Raw genomic sequence first — 16,704 nt, 5'->3', positions numbered from 1 at the left:
CGATCAGCATCTGATCAAATCACTTATCTGGAGATTTAGCCATGAGCACCTCACAAAAAGTCGTTGTCGTTACGGGCGCATCACAAGGCATTGGCGCCGAAATCGTCAACGCATTTCGCAAGCTCGACTATCGCGTCGTTGCAACCGCACGTTCGGTCAAGCCGTCGGAAGATCCCAACGTCCTGACCGTGGCAGGCGACATCGCCGACCCGGCCACCGCGCAGCGCGTGGTCTCCGAAGCCGTCGCCCGTTTTGGCCGCATCGACACACTGGTCAACAACGCCGGCATTTTCGTCGCCAAGCCCTTCACCCAATACACGGCCGAAGACTACGCAACCGTCACCGCCGTGAACCTCTCGGGATTTTTCTACATCACGCAACTCGCTATTGCCCAGATGGAAAAGCAGGGTAGCGGTCACGTGGTGAGCGTCACGACGAGCCTGACCGACCACGCAATCGACGGCGTGCCCTCGGTGCTGGCCTCGCTGACCAAGGGCGGCCTGAACTCGGCCACGAAGTCGCTCGCCATCGAATATGCGAAGAAGGGCATTCGCGCAAACGCCGTTTCGCCGGGCATCATCAAGTCGCCGATGCACCCGCAAGAGACCCATGCGGCGCTCGGCGCACTGCATCCGGTCGGGCATATGGGCGAAATGAGCGATATCGTGGGTGCGGTCCTGTATCTGGATTCGGCGCCGTTCGTGACAGGTGAAATCCTGCACGTCGACGGCGGCCAGAGCGCAGGCCACTGATCGCGCCCAGGGCGCCGCTGGCCGGCGCCCTTCACGTCAACCGAGGACAACGGAGAACGACATGCCTATCGTCACGATTCAGGTGACCCGCGAGGGTTCCAAACCCGGCAACGATGCCGTCACGGCCGACGAAAAAGCCCAACTCATCGCGGGCGTCAGTCAGTTGCTGCTGGACGTGTTGCACAAACCGCTCGAATCGACCTTCGTGGTCATCGAAGAGGTGAACACCGAGAACTGGGGTTGGGGCGGATTGCCGGTTCTAGCGTATCGCAAGCAGCTGAGCCAGAAGCCGGGTTGAGCGACAGCACCTCGATCGCTCAATCCGTATAGTCCGTCGGCCCGCAGTTCGCGGATCCATTACTCCGCGAACTGCCGCAAGCGCTGAACGCTCTCCTTCAGTTCGCGCTCCAACTGGGCCACCAGTTCGGCAGCGGGCAACGACCTCGCCAGAGCGGCCGCCTGACCGGCCCACTGCGCGCCGTAGCCGAACTCCCCTTTGGCTTTCGCGGCGGCGTGAAGGGCTTTTCCCGCATCGTAGGCGATCGGATACGCGGGCGGCTCGGGTGAGCGCGCGTCGGCGCCGAGGGCCGTGAAGCGGTTCGCCATGCTTCTCGCGGTCCGCCCGGAGATTGCCGCCGTGAAGGTCGTGCGGCGCGCCGCCTCGCCCAGCATTGCGCGGCGGTAACCGTCGTCGATCGAGCTTTCGGGGCAGGTCACGAATGCCGTGCCAAGCTGCGCGGCCTGGGCGCCGAGTGCGAGCGCCGCAGCAATACCGGCACCGTCCATGATGCCGCCGGAAGCGATCACCGGCAGCCGGCATCGGCTGACCAGCAAACGGGTCAGCGCGAAGGTGCCCAGCCCATCGTCATACGCTTCGGGATCGAAGACACCGCGATGCCCGCCGGCCTCGATGCCTTGCGCCACAATCGCATCGACGCCCGCCTCCTCAACCTGCGCCGCCTCCTCCAGGTTTGTCGCGCTGGCAAGCAGCTTGATACCCGCCGTCTTCAGTTCGGCGATGACATTGGCGGAAGGCAAGCCGAAGTGGAAACTGACGATCGCCGGTTTCTCTTCGAGAAAAACCGCCAGCATGGCCGGATCCGCCGCGAAGCTCGTGTAGATCTCCGAGAGCTTTGCCGGCGGCATCACCCCATACTTTTCGAAATGCGGCGCGAGCCAGTTCAACCATTGCTGCTCGCGTGCCGCGTCCGCTTGCGCCGGTTGATGGCAAAAGACGTTGATATTGAACGGCTTGCCCGTCAGCGCGCGGGTCTCCCGGATCACCTTGCGAGCGCCTTCAGCGTTCATCGCTCCCACACCTAGCGAGCCGAGGCCGCCTGCATTGGAGACAGCCGCAGCCATGGCGGGCGTGCTCACGCCGGCCATGGGCGCCTGAATGATTGGCTTGTCGATACCCAGCAGGTGCAGCAAGGCACGATTGTCTGTCTGGTCGGTCATGTCGCTTCCCCATCGAGTCTCACTACAATATAGTCCTGATATTCCATACGAAGCTCTATCGCGCACCGGACGCGGCCACACCGTCGTTGTGTTCGCGTTGCGGTCGTTCCGGGCGACATTCTGCCTGGACAAGACAGCACGATCAGACAAGTCGCCGAGAGACCATGCAGCGTCAATTTGAAGACGTCCTTCTGGGCAGTATCGAACTGTTCTGTCTCGCGGCCGAACTCGAGAGTTTCACCGAGGCCGCGAACGCGGCGAGCGTCACGCCGGCCGCCGTCAGTCGCACTGTCGCACGTCTGGAGGAACGCCTCGGCGTGCGCCTGTTTGTGCGGACCACACGGCAGATCCGGCTGACGGATGCGGGAAGACGGTACGCCGAACAATGCCGGCAGGCGCTCGCCCAACTCGCCGAAGCCGAACGCGAAGCGACCGGACAACAGACGGCGCCCACCGGCGCGCTGCGAATCAGCATGCCGACGCCATATGGCCACTATCGCGTGCTTCCCCTGCTGGCCGAGTTTCGCAAGCGCTATCCGGGCGTCACGGTCGAAACGCATCTCAGCAACCGCAACATCGACTTTGGCGAAGAAGGCTTCGACCTGGCCATTCGCGGCAGTGCGCCGGGCGACTCCGGTCTGATCGCGCGCAAGATCGAAGACGCGGAACTGGTGGTCGTTGCTTCGCCGGCCTATCTGCGGGGCACAGCCAAACTGAAAACGCCCGACGATCTGGTCCATCACGACTGCATCCAGTTCGCGTTGCCGAGCACCGGCCGCAACATCCCGTGGCTGTTCAAACACGAAGGCGCGGTGGTCGAGACGATGACGCGCGGCGCTTACACGTCTTCGGGCGATGTACTTGCCGGGGCCACGCTCGCGCGTCACGGCGCAGGCCTTTTTCAAACCTATCGATTTATCGTCGAGAAGGATATCGCCGAGGGCACGCTGAAGGAGTTGCTCATTCCTTATGGCGGTTGTTCGCGGCCGTTTGTCCTGCTCTATCCGCATGCGCGACACCTGTCGTCACGCGTGCGCAGTTTCGTCGACTTCCTGATGGAAAGGCTCGGATCGTAGGCGTGGAGGTGTTCGCGCGATGGTCACGGTGTCAGGATCGCAGCGGAAAAATGAACTTCGCGGCGAGCAGTCCGAGCGCTCCGCCGAGAAGCGTCTCCCAGGCGCGCGCGCCAAGAAACGAAACAGAGTGCACGCCGCCGATCGCCAGCGTCACGATCAACGTGAAGGCAAACGCCGCGCAGGCGATATCGTAACGATTGGGCAATGCCATCGCGTAGACGATCATCGCGACCGCCGCGGCGGCCCAGGCGAGCAGCGGAGCATGCTCGACGAGCGGCAGGCAAGCGAGCCCCAGCGGCACGCCGATCAAGGTGCCCACAATCCGTCGACGCACCCGCTCCACCGTCCCGCTTGCCGAGCCGGCCACGACGTACGTGCATGCCGTGATGGCCCAGGCCGACTCCTCGAGTCCTATCGCGCCGTTCAACGCAACGACGGCCAGCGCGCCGCTTGCCGCCTGCAGGCCCATGATCAGTTCAGCCGGGAGTTTCCAGCGATCCGGCACGTCGGCGGGCGCAAGCACCATGGTGGCCGGACGTTCCGCCGGCCCGCTGAGCAGACGCGGCACGACTGACGCGAGCATGGCGATCAATCCGGCGACCGCGACCGCCGGTAGATCGACGGCCGTCAGATGCGCACTGTAGGCCAGCAACTGGCCAATGTAGACCTGCGAGCCGGTTCCCGCACCCAGAATGCCGAAGCGCTTGAGGTAGCCGACGAGAAACGCGCCCGTCACGAGCGTCAGTTCGGGACCTGCGTTGCCGATCGTCTGCAGAAGCGGGGCGAATCCGATAAACATGGCCGCACCGAGCGCAGCGGCCACGCACAGGAGCACCAGATCGCGGCTGGATTCCGCCCGCGAGACGCGCGCTTCCGAGACGCTGGCCCAGAGGGCGAAGCTGCTGGCCAGCGACCCGACCACCGTGGCGCCGGGCAGACCATGCGTGACGTCCTGCAAGGTTCCGAGCGCGGCGGCGATGCCGTAGGCGGTGACGAGTCGCAGCCCCTTGATCCGGCGATGCGTGCCGGGGTCGATCCGTTCCAGCCATGCCCATAGCAACCGGCAGGCGCCGCACCGACCCTTGTCTGTCCGTCCGCCCCCCATGCCGCCGCTCGCCTCGCGATCTTGCGCGTCGGCGCCGACACCCTTGTCGTCGTCCTCGAGGATCACTTCTGGCTTCACGGCGTTGTGCGCTGTCGAATCGGGGTAGCTCGTAGTCTAGTCGAAAGGAACGCAGCGGCTCCGGTCGAAAATCGTCCTCAGCGGCTTGCCGCGCCGGCCTGCCCTGCCTTGGCGCGAGCGCCACTTGCTGAGCGCCATCCGCGAGTCGTGGCTTTCTACCACCCAAAATCGCATGCGATTTAATCGCATACGCTTGACAAAGCCAAACTTCTCGACCATTATTCGACGCATGCGATTACATCGCATGCGATTTAAAGCGATTCGACACCCTGCACTCTTCAAGGAATTCATCATGACCAAGATCGAAACTGTCCTCTCCACCGGCAAAACCCATACGAAAGTCAACGGCCGTGGCGGTCGCGTCGACCTGCAACTCTCCTCGTCCGAAGGCCCTGCCGACAACCTCGCGTTCACGGCCGTTGAGGCCCATCCGACCGCGGAAAAACTGTTCGCGGGCGCATGGTCGTCCTGCTACATCCTGGCGATCGGCCTCGTGGCTCAGGAGAAGAAGGTGAAGCTTCCGGCCGATCTGTCGGTCGAGGTCGAGGTCGATCTGGGCATGACCGGCAACGCCTATTTCCTTCAGGCGCGCTTTAACGTCAGCGTGCCGGGCGTGGCGCGCGAGCTCGCCGAGGCCATCGCGCACGAAGCGCACGAAGTCTGCCCGTATTCGAAAGCCGTGCGGGGAAACATCGACGTCGTCGTCAACGTAGCCTGATCCTGATCGGCCGCTCAACGAATCCGGGGCGCGATCCGGCATGGACTGCGCCTCTCACTCCCCACTTTTCACGGAGCTTCATCATGAAATCCAAACTCATTGCCGCACTGCTCGTCGCCCTGTCTGCTTCCGCCGCCGCGCCCGCGTTCGCGAGCGGCTATGGTCCGGCGCCCTTCTATCGGCCCTCGGCCGGCGCACCGGCGTCGCAACGTGGGCAAAGCGCGCAAACCGTCGCGGCGAGCGCCGATGAAGCGCCCGGCTCGCAAGCGGCATACGGCGGCGTGGTCGCCGGTCATTCCGAATCAGCGGGTGGTGCCGCCGTTGCGCCGCGCGGCGGTCTCTACGCACGTCATTAGGCCGCGTCGCCGACCGCGGCACGGTCCCAGCCGGCTCGGCATGACAATGCCGGCATGATGGGCTTTAGCCGCCGGCCGACCGGCCAGGCCGATCTCTGGCATGCTTGTGGGATCGCATCCGACAACGGCAAACCAACCCACCTGCGAGTGGCGCGGCGCCACTGACAAAAAGGATTGAAATGACGACGCAAACCGAAACCGCCATTCTGGCCGGCGGCTGCTTCTGGGGCATGCAAGACCTGCTGCGGCGTTACCCCGGCGTGCTGTCCACGCGGGTGGGCTACACCGGCGGCGACGTGCCCAACGCCACGTACCGCAACCACGGCACGCATGCAGAAGCGCTCGAGGTCGTGTTCGACCCTGCCCAGATCAGCTATCGTCAGATCCTGGAGTTTTTCTTCCAGATTCACGATCCGACGACCAGGAACCGCCAGGGCAACGACGTCGGAATGAGCTACCGCTCGGCGATTTTCTATCTCGACGACGAGCAGAAGCGAGTCGCCGAAAAAACCATTGCCGACGTCGAAGCATCCGATCTGTGGCCAGGCAAGGTTGTGACCGAGATCGCTCCCGCAGGCCCGTTCTGGGAAGCCGAACCGGAACATCAGGATTATCTGGAGCGTATTCCCAACGGATACACGTGCCACTTCGTCCGGCCGGACTGGAAGCTGCCCAAGCGCGGCTGATGGTGAACCCGGGCGCCCACGGTCGAGCAACACCGCGGCGCAAAAGCGAAAGCCCATAGACGGCGACGTCTATGGGCTTCTTTCATGGGCAAAGCGCTTGAAGAGTCCTTGGATCGCGCGGTCATGGCAACCGCGAGCGACCGCCCCGCTCATTCCCCGTCGTGAACCGCTTTGACGAGATTGTTGCGCAGCGTCACGATCGCCTTCTGCACTTTCGCGAACTCGTCCGGCGCGAGACCGGTCGCTTCGACGAGGTCCATGCTCAGGCCTTTCTCACGCAGCCGCCGGCCGCTTTTCGTCAGGCCGACCAGCACCTGGCGTTCGTCGTTGGGATCGCGCTGCCTTTCCACATAACCCGCCGCTTCCAGCTTCTTCAGGATCGGCGTGAGCGTGTTGGATTCGAGAAAGAGCTTCTCGCCCAGACTGCTGACGGTCTGGTTGTCTTCCTCCCACAGCGCAATGATCGTGATGTATTGCGTATAGGTCAGACCGAGCTCTTCGAGAATGGGCTTGTATGCCTTGCCGAACGCCAGATTCGCGGAATAAACCGCAAAGCACAGGAAGTCGGACAGCTTCACATTCGCGGCGGCTGACGGGTCGGTCGATTTCATCTGCGTCCTCGTTGGGCATAGGCAAGTGCCTCGTAGACGCGATTATATATCGCATGCGATCAAATCGCAATCGCTCTAAAATCGCGCACGGCAATGCTCCGCGATTCAGCGAGCCCAGTTTGGTCAGCCGAGCGATGCCGCCGCGATGGAGGTTCGAGAGTTCTGGCTTATCAACGTCAATGGCGAACGAGCCGGCACGACATCAGGCCGCCGCGCTGACTTGCGCCCGCTGCGTGCCGACCGCCTCCAGAACCGCTTGCACGACCCGCTCGACGCTCGGCCAGTTCCGCGCGTGCTCGCCCGCGACATACTGCTCGGGCGACACGCTGCGATACGGCGGCGGATAGCCCCAGATGGCATCGTGCCGTTCGGGTTTGGTCACGCTGCCGCCGATCACGGCGACAGTCGGACGGCGAAACGCGGCCGCGACGTGCATCAGCATCGTCGAGTTTGTCAGCACGACGCCGGCCTGTTCCGTGAGGGCGAACATGATGCGCATCGGCACCTCGCCTGCCACCGAGCGGACCGGCACGCGCGGCCCCGCCGCGGCGATCGCCTCGGCGGCGCGCGCTTGATCGGCTTTGCTGCCGACGATCACGATATCGCACGCATCGCCGGCTTGTTCGAGCGTCTGCGTGATCTGCGCGAGTGCGGCGCCGACCTGGCGAGCGTCCCACGCCTTGGTCGGAACACCCGCCCCGACACCGACGATCAATCGCACGGTGCGACGGCCCGGCACGCTAGCCGTATTCCAGATCCGCGCGGCGGTTGCGCGCTCGTCGTCGGTCAAAAACAGTTGGGGGCGTGCTTCCGGCAGCGCCGTTGCGCCCAGCAGCTCTCCCTGCGCGAGTGCCGCGCGTCCGCATTGCCGGGCAGCGAATTCGATATGCGCCTGACACCCGCTCCAGCCGCCGCGATAACCGCGCACGCCGATGCGATAACGCACACCGGCGCGCATCAGCAGCAGCGCGCCCATGTAGCTGCCGAGCACATCGATACCGACATCGAAGCCGCCGCGCGCGCGCAGCGCGGCGACTTGCGGCGACTTCCACAGAAAACGCAACACGTTGCGGTGCGAGCGGTCCTCGACCAGCTTGTTATTCCAGGGCGCGTCGATCTCCACGATCTCGTCGACGAAAGGATTGTTCTCGAGAATCGGACGCCCCCAACTGCCGACGCCCGCGATCAGGCGTGTGGTCGGAAAGCGCGTGCGCAGCGCTTCGAAGAGCGGCGTGGTGGTGAGCAGCTCGCCGAAATCGTTCGGACGCAGCACGAGAATCTCGCGCGGCGTGTCGCGATGCGGGTCGAACCGTGGACGGTGAAACCGGCCCATCAACCAGACCGGCGATTCAATCAGCAGGCTTTTCCAACCCATTGCGTCTCCAATCGGCAGAGGGTTATCGCCGTCGCCGTGCATCGACGCGCGGCGGCAGGCGGCCCGGGCGCGCATGGCGCCGGTGCGCCGCAGGCGCCGCCCGGATCTCGCTCCGATTGTGCATGGTTGCCGCAGTGCGCTCTGTGGCCGGGCGTACAGAGCCGTGGACTGCGTGAGGTCCGTCTGCTAGCGGCTCTCTTCTCGCGGACGAGACGAGGCTGGCACAGTCGATCGAAGCCTCACCGTCAGCAGCTCTCGATCGCCTGGCGCCTGGCACGGCCGGCGAACACCAGCAGCAGCCCGGCCGCTGCCAGCACCGCGCCGGCAATCGGCACCGCCGAATAACCCAGCCCCGCTGAAATCACCGCGCCGCCGGCGGCGGCGCCCAGCGCGTTGCCGAGATTGAACGCCCCCACGTTCACCGACGACGCGAGCCCCGGCGCCTCGGCCGCCGCGTGCATCACGCGAATCTGCACCGGCGGCACGATCGCAAACGTGGCCGCGCCCCACACGAGCATGCCGATCAACGCGCCCACGTGGCTGGTGAGAACGAACGGCAACGCCACCATGATGACCGCCAGCGCGCCGAGAAACAGCTTCGTGCTGCCGTCGAGCGACCAGTCGGCGAGCCGTCCGCCCAGGCCGTTGCCGATCGTGAAGCCGATGCCGATCAGCACCAGCGCGATCGTGACGAAGCCCGCGGAGGCGCCCGTCAAATTGTCGAGCACCGGCGCCACATAGGTGTAAAGCGTGAACATCGCGCCGGCGCCCATCACGGTGGTGGCCAGCGCCATCAGCACTTCAGGCCGCGCCAGCACCCGCAACTCGCGGCGGACGTCCGGCATCTTGCCCGCATCGCCTCGCGGCAGCGCAACGGCCAGTGCGGCAATCGCCAGCACGCCGAGCCCCGCGGTGCCGGCGAACGCCATGCGCCAGCCGATCTGCTGACCGATCCAGGTCGCGGCCGGCACGCCGCCAATATTGGCGATCGTGAGTCCCATGAACATGGTGGCGACCGCGCTCGCGCGCTTCTCGCGCGGCACGAGATTCGCCGCGACCACGGAGCCGATGCCGAAAAACGCACCGTGGTTCAGGCTCGTGACAAGCCGTGCGGCGAGCAGCGTCCAGTAGCCGGGCGCCATGGCCGACAGCAGATTGCCGATCACGAAGATCGACATGAGCGCGATCAGCGCTTTCTTTGCGCGCAGTCTGCCGAAGGCGAGCGTCATCAACGGCGCGCCCAGCATGACGCCGAGAGCATAGGCGCTGATCAGCAGGCCGGCGGCGGGAATGGAGACGCCCACGCCGTTCGCGATCACGGGCAACAAGCCCATTGGGGCGAATTCGGTCGTGCCGATGCCGAATGCGCCGACAGCCAGCGCCAACAGTGCCCACGTTGGTTTCATACCCGGTTTCATACCTGGTTTCATACTTATTCTCCCTGCAAATATCGCAATCGACGGATTGTCGGGCAGTGGGCACCTGACAAACACCCTTCGGGCGGCAATTAAGTATTGACGGAGAAGCACGAATGCCGGTTCGCGCCGCCCCGGGCACATGGCGTGCTTCCTCTTGCCTTGGTACGAAGCTGACTGTTCGATAGATAACAAGGAGCCAAAATGAAAGCAAAAACACTCATCTGCGCGACCGCTCTCGCCGCAATCTGTGCGTCGCAAAGCGCCTACGCGCAAATTGCCGGACTGCAGCCGCTCGGCGGCACGGTCGAGCAAACCAATGCGCTGCTAAAAGGCTGGAGCGTGCGGCGCGCCCTGGTCGACGAGCCTGTCTACAACGATCTGAACGACAAGATCGGCAGCATCTATGACGTGATCATTTCGCCGGACCGCAAGGCAACGTATGCCGTCGTGTCGGTGGGTGGCTTCCTCGGCATGGGCAAGCACTTCGTGGCGATTCCGGTCGATCACTTCGAGATCCGCGACGGCAATCTGTTCCTCGCCGGCGCGACCAAGGATGCGCTGAAGTCGGTGCCCGAGTTCGAGTACAACAAGCTCGAAAAAGCGACCAAGCCGCGCAAGGTCAAGGTGGAATAACGGGACGTGGCAGGCTGTGATGCGGGAGTGAGACGGCTCGCTCCCGCAAAGGCCTTACAACAGCCTCGATTCAGCGATTGGCGGCCGTGACCAGTTGCAGCGGCGTTTCGATCACCCTCGACAATTCGCTCTGCTTTTTCTGCTCGGTCACCGCCTTCAACGCCACGTCGACGCCGTAGATCGCCTGGCGAGCGGCGAACTGATTGATCGTGGCAAGCACGCGGCCATCGGCGAGCAGCGGCTTGATCGCGTCGATATCGTTGTAGCCGGTGATGTAGACGCCGCCCGTTCTGCCGGCGTCGCGAACCGCGTCGACCGCGCCCATTGCCATATTGTCGTTGCCGCACAGCAAGCCGCGAATCTGCGGATGCTCGTTGAGCATCTTCGAGGCGACGTCGCGGCCCTTCCCGTACTCCCATTCGCCGGACTGAACGGCGACGATGCCGATGCCCGCCGCATTCATCGCGTCCCGGCAACCTTCCGTGCGTTGCTGCGCATTGCGATCGGCGGGACTGCCTTCAATGATGCCCACCTGATCGCCCGCATTGAGCCGCCCCGCCAGATAATTGCCGACCTGCTGCGCGCCCTTGCGATTGTTCGGCCCGACGAACGGCACGGAAATTCCGGCCGCGTCCTGCGACGCGTCATCGAGCGGATTGTCGATCGCGATCATGATGATGCCCGCCTTGATCGCGCGAGCGACAACCGCGGTCAGCGCTTTCGAATCCGTCGGCGCGATGACGATCGCGTTCATCTTTGCCTTGATCATCTCCTCGACCATGCGGATCTGCCCGGCAGTATCGCTTTCGGTGGCCGTGGCGCGCATCGTCAAACCGAATTGCGACGCGAAATGCCGCTGGTAGTCCTGCGCGGCGCTCGCCATCGCCACCGTGAACGGATCGGTCTGCGACTTCAGCACGAGCGCGATCTTGAGCTTGCCGCCCTGTGCAGCCACGGCGCCCACGGTGCCGGTGATGCCGGCGGCGGCCAACGCGGCGGCAAGCAACACGCGACGGCGCGTCTCCCGATAGGGCTTCCCTCGAGGCGTGTTCTGCATCATTGAATCTCTCCTTCTGGGGCGGGCCGACGAATGGCCGTGCCGCATTCGGATGAAAGCCGCTCGATACGCTCGCCGCGCTGCTGTTTGCCGATCATCAATCGCCCTTCAGCGCCAGCAAACGGGCGACGATGTCGTCGAACAACGGCCGGTTTTCGATCGCCTCGCTCAAGCAATTGTCCTTCAACTCCACCAACGCCGCTGCGGTGTCCGAGTGCGAATCCAGCCAGTCGCATCGTTCGAGCAGCTCTTCGAGCAGACAGCCATATGCCCTGACTTCGAGACGCTGAAGCGCAAGGCCGGTGTTCCGATCGCCGGGCGCATAGAAAGACGCCGCGCCGAAATCTCCCAGCAACGCGCGCCCGTGTCCGCCATACAGAATATTGTGGGCGTACAGATCGCCATGCATGATGCCTTGCTCATGCAGATGACGCGCCGCCGACGCCATACCGTATGCAATGCCCAATGCCGACGCCGCATCGAAACGCGTGTCGGCGCCGTACACATCGCGCGTGCAGGATTCGAGGCTCGGAGGACCGGCGACGTTGCTGAACTGCGGATCGATCAGTTCCATCACGAGGCCATGCGTGCCTGCCGGATGGTCCTTCACCTTTCCCGCTACCGGGATCAGATTCGCATGATCGCCCGCGCGAATGCAGGCCGCCATCTCGCAGTCCGGCAAGCCGTCGCTCGTGACTGCTCCCTTGAACAGCTTCACGGCGACAGCGCGGGACGCATCGCGACGGCCCGCAAGCTCCGCGCGATAGATGACACCGGAGGCGCCCTCGCCCAACGGCGCTTCGAGTTTCAACTCGTGCCATGGAATTGCGGCGATCGGCGTGTCGATCAGCGCCGCCGCCTCGAGCGCTTCGCTGAACGGATTGCCGGCGTACGCCAGCCACGAAAGTCGCGGCAGACCCAGCAACCACGCGGGCAGTTCGCCGAGCTGATTCGCCGCGAGACGCAGCAATTCGAGCCGCGAGCAGTCGGCCAATGCCTCGGGAAGCGTACGCAGGCGGTTGCCTGCCAGCATCAGCTTTTGCAATTGCGTACAGCCGCCGATTTCGGCCGGCAGCGCTTCGATCTCGTTGTCGGTGAGGATCAGCCAACGCAGTTGCGGTGGGAGCGCGTTGCCGGAAACGCGCCGGATGCGGTTTGCCTTGAAGCCGACCATGCTCAATAGCGAACACTGGCCCAGCACTTCCGGCAACTCGGTGAACGGGTTGTCGGAGGCGAAGAGAATGCGCAGCTTGCCCAGTCGTGGCAAATCGTCGGGAAGCGACGTGAGCGCGTTGCCCGACAGGTCGAGAACTTCCAGCGTGTCGGCCAGATCGAAAATCTCCCGGGGAAATTCGGTCAACCCGCATGCCAGTTTGAGCCGGCGAGTACCCGCGAGTTGTCCGGTCCGGAGTTGTTCAAGTGTTGTCGTCACAGTCGTAGTGGAGATGTCCGGTTGCCGGCGCGCTTCGTATCGAAGGTATCAATTCTACTGAGTCGCGAGCCTGACGCGAAAACGGTTGTACAGTGACGCTTCGTTCGCGTTCCCTTCAGCACAGCAGCCCAGCGATGGGCGAACGTTTGCAAGGGACCGGACAGCAAGATTCGGAGCGTCTTCAGAGAGCACAAGGCTGACACTGTTGGATGTCGACCCGCTGCGGCCCGTTCGCCGCGCGCATTCGCAGACTCGCCGTGCAGCATCTGTGCCTCCAAACCGTCAGGAGCAAGCAAAGTGACCTACGCCTACAAGTTGATGGACTCTCCCGTCGGCCAGTTGAAACTCGTTGCGAACGGCGAGCGCCTCGCCGCCATTCTGTGGGAGAACGACAAGCCGAACCGGGTGCGTCTTGGGGAATGGATCGAAGCGAATGATCGTCCAGTTCTGGTCGATACCGAACGGCAATTGAACGAGTATTTCGCCGGCACGCGGCGCGAATTCGACCTGCCGCTTACGTTCCAGGGAACGGACTTCCAGAAACAGGTCTGGGCCGCGCTGTTGACCATCCCGTTCGGCCAGACGCGCAGCTACGCGGAAATTGCCATGCAGATCGGCAACGTCAACGCGGTGCGGGCGGTCGGTGCGGCGAACGGCAGAAATCCGATCTCCATCGTGACGCCGTGCCACCGGGTGATCGGCGCGTCCGGTGAATTGACCGGCTTCGCGGGGGGCCTGGCGAACAAGATGTTTCTGCTGTCGCTCGAAGCCGGCCAGACTTCGCTGGAAGCGGAAGCCGACAGGCAAACCGATATGTTCGCGCTCGAAGAAAAGCCCGCAGTCGAGGCTCGGGCTAAATCCGAAGCCCAGACGAAACCCGCACGCCATGCACCGAGCCGCGGCACGCAAAGTTCACTGTTCGGAAACTAAGCGGGCGCATGCCTTGCGACGAACACGCCGGATTCGTCGTGCCGCGTTGAACGCGTCGTAACAGGCCACGTTGCCATGCGCATAGAAGCACCTATCCTTAAGAGGCCCTTGGGGCGTCAACAGGAGGATGACATGCGCATGCTTCTCAACATACGAATCCCGCACGAGCCGTTCAACACCATGGTGCGCGAAGGCAGCGTCGGGAACGTGATCCGACAAATACTGGAAGAGGCAAAACCGGAGACCGTCTACTTTACCGAGCAGAACGGGGCACGCGGGGCGGTGATGGTGGTGGATATCGACGCCGCATCATCGATTCCCGCACTCGCGGAGCCATGGTTTCTGAAATTCAACGCCGACTGTGAATTGCGTATTGCGATGTTGCCGGAAGACCTGATGAAAGCCGGACTGGAGAATCTCGGCTCGAAGTGGAAATAGCCCATGCCGTTGGCGGTTCCCGATTTGCACCGCCGACGGCTGCGCAACTCCAAATGCACTATCACGCGCGGTCAGCCGAGTTCGAACGAAGTCACGCCGAATATGCGTTCAATGGGAAGAGTGGGCGGTTCCTGCGTGTACATCCGCGCGGTTTCGAATACGCTCGTCATGCCATGCCGTTCGGCCAATGCGACCGCATCTGCGTTGATCTCCGGCACGTCGAAGAAAAACGCTTCGCCCGGAATGCTCGACATCAACCCGGAGAACAGCTCGCTGGCAATCTCCACGTTGTCCGCGAACAATGGGCCGATCTTGCTGCCGCTCCTGCAACGCCGCAATACGCCGTAACCGACAAGCTGCCCGTCGCGCACCGCGACTCGTGCAATCGCATCAGGTTGCGCAAGCCATGCGGCGAGAAAACGCTCACGCGCAGCGGGGAAGCATTGCCGATCGTAGTGGTTCAACACTTCGAAAGGCAGCGCCGAGGCGTTCAGCAATCCGGCATGTGCGTCGCACTGAACGATGCCTTGCGCAATGCCCTGAAAGCGGATGTTGCGATACGCAAGCTGAAATCCGGACTTTTTGTAGTTCGCCTGCTGAGCGACCACGCCATCCAGACCGACGTTACGGTTTCGCAGATACGCCATGCCGTGTTGCCAGACACACATACCTAAACCTCGACCGCGAAACGCCTCCTTCACGATATAAAGCCCGATGAAGCCAAAGGTCTCTCCGTACGCGACAGCGGATAGACAGGCCACTGGCTCGCCGCGCCATTCGCCGATGAAGAACCCGTCCGGATCGGCCGCGCGAAAACAGGCAGCGTCGTGCAGACCGGGGTTCCAGCCTTCCTGCGCGGCCCATTCCACCGCCAAAGCGAGGTCGTCGGCCGACATACTGCGCACGACGAAATCCTCGTGCCCGTTGCGCTTCGTCATGATCGTTTAGCCCACTGTTCCTGGCACATCGCCGCCTCACTCGTGGCGCTCAGAAGCGGGCGAAGAAAGCCCGCGCCGCCAACATGCAGAACGACGCCACCAGTCTGCCGTGATAGGCACGCAATACCGCCGCTGCTCCGCCGTCGGTCGCGCCGCCGGCGACAGCCTGACTCGCGACTTCCGCCTTCGCGCTCGCGAAACCCTGTTTGATCGGCGCGTACGGATCGCCGGGCCCGGCGACGGCGGAATCGACATCCAGCACGGACGTGAGTCCCGCAGGCACCTTGGCGTTCTGCCAGTATGCCTGCTCGATACGCGCGTTGAAAAAGAACACAGTGGGATCGGACTGGCCGCCGCACAAAAGAACGGGGGCGCGTGGCAGCCAGTTGCGTAAGTCGTTGCGCTTGAACGCCTGACGCAATGGATGCCGCGGAGCCGTTGCCGGCTCCATCGCCGCGGTCGAGTTGGGAAATGCGCCGTCGGGATTGGCGGCCGCATCTTCGAGCAGTGTCAGTCGATAAGCGTTGCGCACGAGGTTGGCCTTGCCGAAGCCCGCCGCGAATAGCGGCGTCAGTACAGGCGGCGTCAATGGCGGCACGGCGGGCGGCGTGATCGAGGCAAACTGCGGCGCGGGCGGCAGGCTGCTGAAGAGTTGCGTCGAAGGCAGCTTGCGCGCGGCGATCAGCTGATTGAGCGGCTGTGCGTTCGGCAGCAACGTTTCGATACCGGACGCGTAGGCGGCGTCGTAAAAGTCGCCGGGCCGGCGGTAGATATTCTCGTAAGCGCGCTGGTAACCGGTCACGATCAACGTCGCGAAGAGCGTCGAGCCCAGGTTGACCGCGCCTTCGATCAGCGCGTCGGCAATAGCCGCGAGTGCATACGGACCGGAGCCCGGCGCGGATGCGGTCACGTTGATGCCGGCCGCTTGCAACGCGCGATGCGTCGCCAATGCAACGAAGCCGCCTTGCGAATAGCCGGTGACGAATAGCTTGCCGTTCTCGCGTGCGCTTCGGTCGGGCTTCACGTCGGCTAGCGCGAGGCGCGCCGCCCGCAGCGAATCGATCATATCGGCGGATTGCTGATCGGCGTTCAGATAGGGGTGGTACGGGAGATCGGAGCCGGCGTAGCCCGCGTAGTTGCTCGCCACGACGAGATAGCCGTGCGCCGCATACATGGCCGCCACGCTAATGCCTTCCCCTGCGCCGTCGCCATTGCCCGGATCTGTTTGCGTGAGATCGGCGAGGTTGTAGTTGCGGTACGCAGTGGTGCCGTGCGCGTAGAGCATCAGTGGAAGCGCTCCGCTGCATGCCGCCGCACGTCCCGAAGGGATCATCAACGCGCCGCTTGCATGAGTGGGTTCGCCCGCGCCGCCGATGGTGCGGTAGCGAAAGCTCACGATCTCGATGCCGCATGCGGGCTCGCCGGCAATCCGCGCGAGGTGCCGGCCACCCGCGCTCGAAGCCAGCAATGTCGACAACTCCTGAGCGGTCAGCGTCAACGTAACGTGATGGTCGAGAAGCTCGCCGCGCGCAGTGCATGCTTCGTTGCAACTGGAGTCGGCATGCGCCGTGACACTCGTGCCCAACGTGAACCAGGCCAGCAGTCCGAGGGCCGCGTTTCGCATCGCTACAGACATGTGGAAA

Annotated in this window: 18 protein-coding genes; 9 read left to right on the top strand and 9 right to left on the bottom strand. The window is 63.7% G+C overall.

The window, feature by feature from the left end:
• The first annotated feature begins 41 nt into the window (after positions 1 to 41).
• Positions 42 to 752: an SDR family NAD(P)-dependent oxidoreductase gene (locus P0D70_RS10480; protein ID WP_091806487.1), complete on the top strand. Its 711-nt coding sequence runs from the start codon at positions 42 to 44 to the stop codon at positions 750 to 752.
• 61 nt (positions 753 to 813) lie between these two features.
• The gene (locus tag P0D70_RS10475) at positions 814 to 1,050 is read left to right on the top strand and encodes a tautomerase family protein (RefSeq protein ID WP_091806485.1); all 237 of its coding nucleotides are present in this window, start codon (positions 814 to 816) and stop codon (positions 1,048 to 1,050) included.
• Positions 1,051 to 1,109: 59 nt separating this feature from the next.
• On the opposite strand, the gene P0D70_RS10470 is transcribed toward P0D70_RS10475, so the two are convergent.
• Entirely contained in the window at positions 1,110 to 2,210 is a 1,101-nt protein-coding gene (locus P0D70_RS10470; protein WP_408184397.1) for an NAD(P)H-dependent flavin oxidoreductase, read from the bottom strand.
• Between the two features lie 164 nt (positions 2,211 to 2,374).
• Here P0D70_RS10470 and P0D70_RS10465 point away from each other — a divergent pair, with 164 nt between their 5' ends.
• Positions 2,375 to 3,286: a LysR family transcriptional regulator gene (locus P0D70_RS10465; RefSeq protein ID WP_408184396.1), complete on the top strand. Its 912-nt coding sequence runs from the start codon at positions 2,375 to 2,377 to the stop codon at positions 3,284 to 3,286.
• 31 nt (positions 3,287 to 3,317) lie between these two features.
• On the opposite strand, the gene P0D70_RS10460 is transcribed toward P0D70_RS10465, so the two are convergent.
• The gene (locus tag P0D70_RS10460) at positions 3,318 to 4,391 is read right to left on the bottom strand and encodes an FUSC family protein (protein WP_408184449.1); all 1,074 of its coding nucleotides are present in this window, start codon (positions 4,389 to 4,391) and stop codon (positions 3,318 to 3,320) included.
• Positions 4,392 to 4,761: 370 nt separating this feature from the next.
• Here P0D70_RS10460 and P0D70_RS10455 point away from each other — a divergent pair, with 370 nt between their 5' ends.
• The 3 genes from P0D70_RS10455 (at position 4,762) to msrA (ending at position 6,229) form a co-directional block, all read left to right on the top strand.
• Positions 4,762 to 5,187, top strand: coding sequence for an Ohr family peroxiredoxin (locus tag P0D70_RS10455; protein ID WP_408184395.1), 426 nt, complete (start codon positions 4,762 to 4,764; stop codon positions 5,185 to 5,187).
• A gap of 83 nt (positions 5,188 to 5,270) precedes the next feature.
• A complete protein-coding gene (locus tag P0D70_RS10450; protein WP_408184394.1) occupies positions 5,271 to 5,543 on the top strand; it encodes a hypothetical protein in 273 nt (90 codons plus the stop codon).
• A 179-nt stretch (positions 5,544 to 5,722) separates the two neighbouring features.
• Entirely contained in the window at positions 5,723 to 6,229 is a 507-nt protein-coding gene (gene msrA / locus P0D70_RS10445; protein WP_408184393.1) for a peptide-methionine (S)-S-oxide reductase MsrA, read from the top strand.
• A gap of 149 nt (positions 6,230 to 6,378) precedes the next feature.
• Here the strand turns inward: msrA and P0D70_RS10440 are convergent, their stop codons facing one another.
• The 3 genes from P0D70_RS10440 to P0D70_RS10430 all read right to left on the bottom strand — a co-directional run bounded on the left by P0D70_RS10440 (position 6,379) and on the right by P0D70_RS10430 (position 9,621).
• Complete coding sequence (locus P0D70_RS10440; RefSeq protein ID WP_091806467.1) at positions 6,379 to 6,840, bottom strand: MarR family winged helix-turn-helix transcriptional regulator; 462 nt, start codon at positions 6,838 to 6,840, stop codon at positions 6,379 to 6,381.
• A gap of 202 nt (positions 6,841 to 7,042) precedes the next feature.
• Entirely contained in the window at positions 7,043 to 8,215 is a 1,173-nt protein-coding gene (locus P0D70_RS10435) for a glycosyltransferase family 9 protein (RefSeq protein ID WP_408184392.1), read from the bottom strand.
• A gap of 245 nt (positions 8,216 to 8,460) precedes the next feature.
• Entirely contained in the window at positions 8,461 to 9,621 is a 1,161-nt protein-coding gene (locus tag P0D70_RS10430; RefSeq protein WP_091806461.1) for an MFS transporter, read from the bottom strand.
• 213 nt (positions 9,622 to 9,834) lie between these two features.
• Here P0D70_RS10430 and P0D70_RS10425 point away from each other — a divergent pair, with 213 nt between their 5' ends.
• Complete coding sequence (locus tag P0D70_RS10425; RefSeq protein WP_408184391.1) at positions 9,835 to 10,266, top strand: PRC-barrel domain-containing protein; 432 nt, start codon at positions 9,835 to 9,837, stop codon at positions 10,264 to 10,266.
• 70 nt (positions 10,267 to 10,336) lie between these two features.
• On the opposite strand, the gene P0D70_RS10420 is transcribed toward P0D70_RS10425, so the two are convergent.
• Complete coding sequence (locus P0D70_RS10420; RefSeq protein WP_408184390.1) at positions 10,337 to 11,326, bottom strand: substrate-binding domain-containing protein; 990 nt, start codon at positions 11,324 to 11,326, stop codon at positions 10,337 to 10,339.
• A gap of 94 nt (positions 11,327 to 11,420) precedes the next feature.
• Positions 11,421 to 12,755, bottom strand: a complete 1,335-nt coding sequence (locus P0D70_RS10415; protein ID WP_408184389.1) for a leucine-rich repeat-containing protein kinase family protein — start codon at positions 12,753 to 12,755, stop codon at positions 11,421 to 11,423.
• 297 nt (positions 12,756 to 13,052) lie between these two features.
• Between P0D70_RS10415 and P0D70_RS10410 the strand changes: the two genes are divergently transcribed.
• Positions 13,053 to 13,685 carry a methylated-DNA--[protein]-cysteine S-methyltransferase gene (locus P0D70_RS10410; RefSeq protein ID WP_408184388.1) on the top strand — a complete coding sequence of 211 codons (633 nt, stop codon included), beginning with the start codon at positions 13,053 to 13,055 and terminating at the stop codon, positions 13,683 to 13,685.
• Between the two features lie 132 nt (positions 13,686 to 13,817).
• Positions 13,818 to 14,123, top strand: coding sequence for a panthothenate synthetase (locus P0D70_RS10405; RefSeq protein ID WP_091806445.1), 306 nt, complete (start codon positions 13,818 to 13,820; stop codon positions 14,121 to 14,123).
• A gap of 71 nt (positions 14,124 to 14,194) precedes the next feature.
• On the opposite strand, the gene P0D70_RS10400 is transcribed toward P0D70_RS10405, so the two are convergent.
• Both P0D70_RS10400 and P0D70_RS10395 read right to left on the bottom strand, forming a co-directional pair.
• Complete coding sequence (locus P0D70_RS10400) at positions 14,195 to 15,061, bottom strand: GNAT family N-acetyltransferase (RefSeq protein ID WP_408184387.1); 867 nt, start codon at positions 15,059 to 15,061, stop codon at positions 14,195 to 14,197.
• Positions 15,062 to 15,110: 49 nt separating this feature from the next.
• On the bottom strand, positions 15,111 to 16,697 hold the full coding sequence (locus P0D70_RS10395) for an alpha/beta hydrolase family protein (protein WP_408184386.1): 1,587 nt from the start codon (positions 16,695 to 16,697) through the stop codon (positions 15,111 to 15,113).
• Positions 16,698 to 16,704: the final 7 nt, after the last annotated feature.

It is taken from the genome of Paraburkholderia sp. RL17-381-BIF-C (assembly GCF_046026435.1).
Taxonomy (GTDB): domain Bacteria; phylum Pseudomonadota; class Gammaproteobacteria; order Burkholderiales; family Burkholderiaceae; genus Paraburkholderia.
This window is presented reverse-complemented; position numbering and strand designations above follow the sequence as displayed.

What these genes read in the sequence shown, in the direction of transcription:
- P0D70_RS10480 (WP_091806487.1), top strand. Translation starts at nt 42, where the DNA reads ATGAGCACCTCACAAAAAGTCGTTGTCGTTACGGGCGCATCACAAGGC.
- P0D70_RS10475 (WP_091806485.1), top strand. Translation starts at nt 814, where the DNA reads ATGCCTATCGTCACGATTCAGGTGACCCGCGAGGGTTCCAAACCCGGC.
- P0D70_RS10470 (WP_408184397.1), bottom strand. Translation starts at nt 2,210, where the DNA reads ATGACCGACCAGACAGACAATCGTGCCTTGCTGCACCTGCTGGGTATC.
- P0D70_RS10465 (WP_408184396.1), top strand. Translation starts at nt 2,375, where the DNA reads ATGCAGCGTCAATTTGAAGACGTCCTTCTGGGCAGTATCGAACTGTTC.
- P0D70_RS10460 (WP_408184449.1), bottom strand. Translation starts at nt 4,391, where the DNA reads ATGGGGGGCGGACGGACAGACAAGGGTCGGTGCGGCGCCTGCCGGTTG.
- P0D70_RS10455 (WP_408184395.1), top strand. Translation starts at nt 4,762, where the DNA reads ATGACCAAGATCGAAACTGTCCTCTCCACCGGCAAAACCCATACGAAA.
- P0D70_RS10450 (WP_408184394.1), top strand. Translation starts at nt 5,271, where the DNA reads ATGAAATCCAAACTCATTGCCGCACTGCTCGTCGCCCTGTCTGCTTCC.
- msrA (WP_408184393.1), top strand. Translation starts at nt 5,723, where the DNA reads ATGACGACGCAAACCGAAACCGCCATTCTGGCCGGCGGCTGCTTCTGG.
- P0D70_RS10440 (WP_091806467.1), bottom strand. Translation starts at nt 6,840, where the DNA reads ATGAAATCGACCGACCCGTCAGCCGCCGCGAATGTGAAGCTGTCCGAC.
- P0D70_RS10435 (WP_408184392.1), bottom strand. Translation starts at nt 8,215, where the DNA reads ATGGGTTGGAAAAGCCTGCTGATTGAATCGCCGGTCTGGTTGATGGGC.
- P0D70_RS10430 (WP_091806461.1), bottom strand. Translation starts at nt 9,621, where the DNA reads ATGAAACCAACGTGGGCACTGTTGGCGCTGGCTGTCGGCGCATTCGGC.
- P0D70_RS10425 (WP_408184391.1), top strand. Translation starts at nt 9,835, where the DNA reads ATGAAAGCAAAAACACTCATCTGCGCGACCGCTCTCGCCGCAATCTGT.
- P0D70_RS10420 (WP_408184390.1), bottom strand. Translation starts at nt 11,326, where the DNA reads ATGATGCAGAACACGCCTCGAGGGAAGCCCTATCGGGAGACGCGCCGT.
- P0D70_RS10405 (WP_091806445.1), top strand. Translation starts at nt 13,818, where the DNA reads ATGCGCATGCTTCTCAACATACGAATCCCGCACGAGCCGTTCAACACC.
- P0D70_RS10400 (WP_408184387.1), bottom strand. Translation starts at nt 15,061, where the DNA reads ATGACGAAGCGCAACGGGCACGAGGATTTCGTCGTGCGCAGTATGTCG.
- P0D70_RS10395 (WP_408184386.1), bottom strand. Translation starts at nt 16,697, where the DNA reads ATGTCTGTAGCGATGCGAAACGCGGCCCTCGGACTGCTGGCCTGGTTC.